The organism is Nonomuraea sp. NPDC049784 (assembly GCF_040659615.1).
In the GTDB taxonomy this organism is placed as follows: Bacteria; Actinomycetota; Actinomycetes; order Streptosporangiales; family Streptosporangiaceae; genus Nonomuraea.
Window position 1 is genome coordinate 1 of the sequence record NZ_JBFAMX010001092.1, and the last position, 1,973, is coordinate 1,973.

A 1,973-nucleotide genomic window follows, 5' to 3' on the forward strand; every position below is an offset into this window, starting at 1 on the left:
CTGGGACGAGGAGCTGGAGCCGTTCCGGTACGCGGGCGACGGCGCCCCGGTCCGCTGGCTCCACGCCGCCGTCTGACCCCCTCGCCGCCCACCGCGGACTGGGAGTAGTCGTCCCACCCCGCCGACGACTCCCCGTGGCCCCGCAGGTCCGTCGTCACCACCCGGTACCCCGCCTCCACCAGTGGCAGGCGCAGGAATCGGTAGGCCTCGCGGGTGTCTCCCAGACCGGGTACGCACACGATGAGCGGACCTTCTCCGACGGAGTCGTAGGCCAGGCGACCGCCCGGTACGTCGATGAACATGTCAGCACCTTTCCTAACTGAGGACATCGACGGCGAGGCCCAGGACGAGCAGCAGCGTCATGACGCTGCCGGAGACGATCGCGCGCCAGGTGCCGGGTGCGCGTCGCCATACCGAGCGGAAGTACAGGATGGCTCCGGCCACCAGGAGGACCCCCTCGACGGCGGCCGTGGCCCAGGGGGTCTGCCACAGTCCGAGGCCGAGCAGCGGCAGGCCGCCGGCGTTGCCGGGCAGCAGGGGCAGGTCGGCGCGGTGGACGACCAGGTCGAGCAGCCAGTGGCTGAACACCACCGCGCCCAGCACCAACCCGGTCTTGCGGCCCCACCGCCATGCGCTGAGTCCGCCGTACAGCGCGGAAAGCAGCAACGCACCCAGCAGCGAGTGGGTGTACTGCGCGTCGATCAGGGCCTCGCCGTATGTCCCCGGGGCGACGGCCCGGAAGGACTCGATTCCTCCCGCCAGGTACAGGACCACGAAGACGACGTCGAGGAACTGCGTGGCGAGCATGAGCGACCACAGCGGGACGCGCTGCTGGGTGGCCTTGACCGCGGCGGCCAGTCCGAAGTGTCCGACGAACATTCAGTGCCCCTTCCTGGGGATACGGGTGGCCCAGTGGTCGAGCCCGCCGCACAGCACGGCGAATAACAGCAGAAAGATCAAGAAATCCACACGCTTCTCCCTTGCGTCTCGGACCCCGCCTGGCGGTACGACGTTAGGGATCGGGGGCGTCCGCCCGGTATCGGACGATTGACTGGTGCCGCCTGTCAGCTCGTCCGGCGGCGACGGTAGATTCCGATGGTGCTGTGGGGGCGGGAGCGGGAACAGGCGGAGATCGAGGCGCTGATCGCGCAGGCCGGGGGCGGCCGGAGCGGGAGCCTGATCCTGCGAGGCGAGCCCGGGATCGGCAAGTCCGCGCTCCTCGAGCACGCCGCCCGGTCGTCGGAGGACATGCGACAGCTGCGCGGCACCGGCATCGAGACCGAGGCCGAGCTGCCCTTCGCGGCGCTCCACCTGCTGCTCCGCCCGGCCCTCGACCGGATCGGCAGGCTCCCCGCGCCGCAGGCGAGGGCGCTGGAGGGCGCGTTCGGCCTGGCCGCCGCCCCTGAGGACCGGTTCCTCATCGGCCTGGCCGCCCTGTCGCTGCTCACCGAGCTGGCCGAGGACGGCCCGCTGCTCTGCCTGGTCGACGACGCCCAGTGGATGGACCGGTCGTCGGCCGAGGCGCTGCTGTTCGCGGCCAGGCGGCTGCACTCGGAGGGGATCGCGCTGCTGTTCGCGGCCAGGGACGGGTTCCACGCGCCCGGGGTGCCCGAGTTACGGCTCCAAGGCCTCGACCGGCCGGCCGCCGACGACCTGCTGCACGAGCACACGCCCGGGCTGGGCCCCGCCGTACGGGAGAAGATCCTCGCCGCGAGCGGCGGAAACCCGCTCGCTCTGATCGAGCTGCCCCGGCTGCCCGATTCGCTCCAGCACGCACAGGAACCGCTGCCGCTACCGCGCCGGATCCAGGAGGCGTACGAGGCACGGATCGCCGTCCTGCCGCCGGACAGCCAGACGATGCTGCTGGTCGCGGCCCTCGACGACGCCGGGGATCTCGACGTCGTCGTGCACGCGGCCGGAAAGCTGGGGGTCGATGCCGCCGCCCTGGGCCCGGCCGAACGCGCCGGGTTCCT

3 protein-coding genes and 1 pseudogene are annotated in these 1,973 nt (G+C 71.9%); 2 read left to right on the forward strand and 2 right to left on the reverse strand.

Features of this window, described 5'->3' with window-relative positions; genetic code table 11:
* Window positions 1-76 (forward strand): DUF3145 family protein (locus AB0J09_RS63570; protein WP_360714057.1); only part of this gene is annotated, 76 nt, incomplete at its 5' end.
* Between the two features lie 64 nt (window positions 77-140).
* Here the strand turns inward: AB0J09_RS63570 and AB0J09_RS63575 are convergent.
* Together AB0J09_RS63575 and AB0J09_RS63580 are read right to left on the reverse strand one after the other, a co-directional pair.
* Window positions 141-329: pseudogene (locus tag AB0J09_RS63575) on the reverse strand (alpha/beta hydrolase); the annotation flags it as partial.
* Window positions 316-879 (reverse strand): permease, encoded by a 564-nt coding sequence (locus AB0J09_RS63580; protein WP_360714053.1) that lies wholly within the window; start codon window positions 877-879, stop codon window positions 316-318. The gene AB0J09_RS63580 and the pseudogene AB0J09_RS63575, both read right to left, overlap by 14 nt.
* A 216-nt stretch (window positions 880-1,095) precedes the next feature.
* Between AB0J09_RS63580 and AB0J09_RS63585 the strand changes: the two genes are divergently transcribed.
* Window positions 1,096-1,973 (forward strand): ATP-binding protein (locus AB0J09_RS63585; RefSeq protein WP_360714055.1); only part of this gene is annotated, 878 nt, incomplete at its 3' end.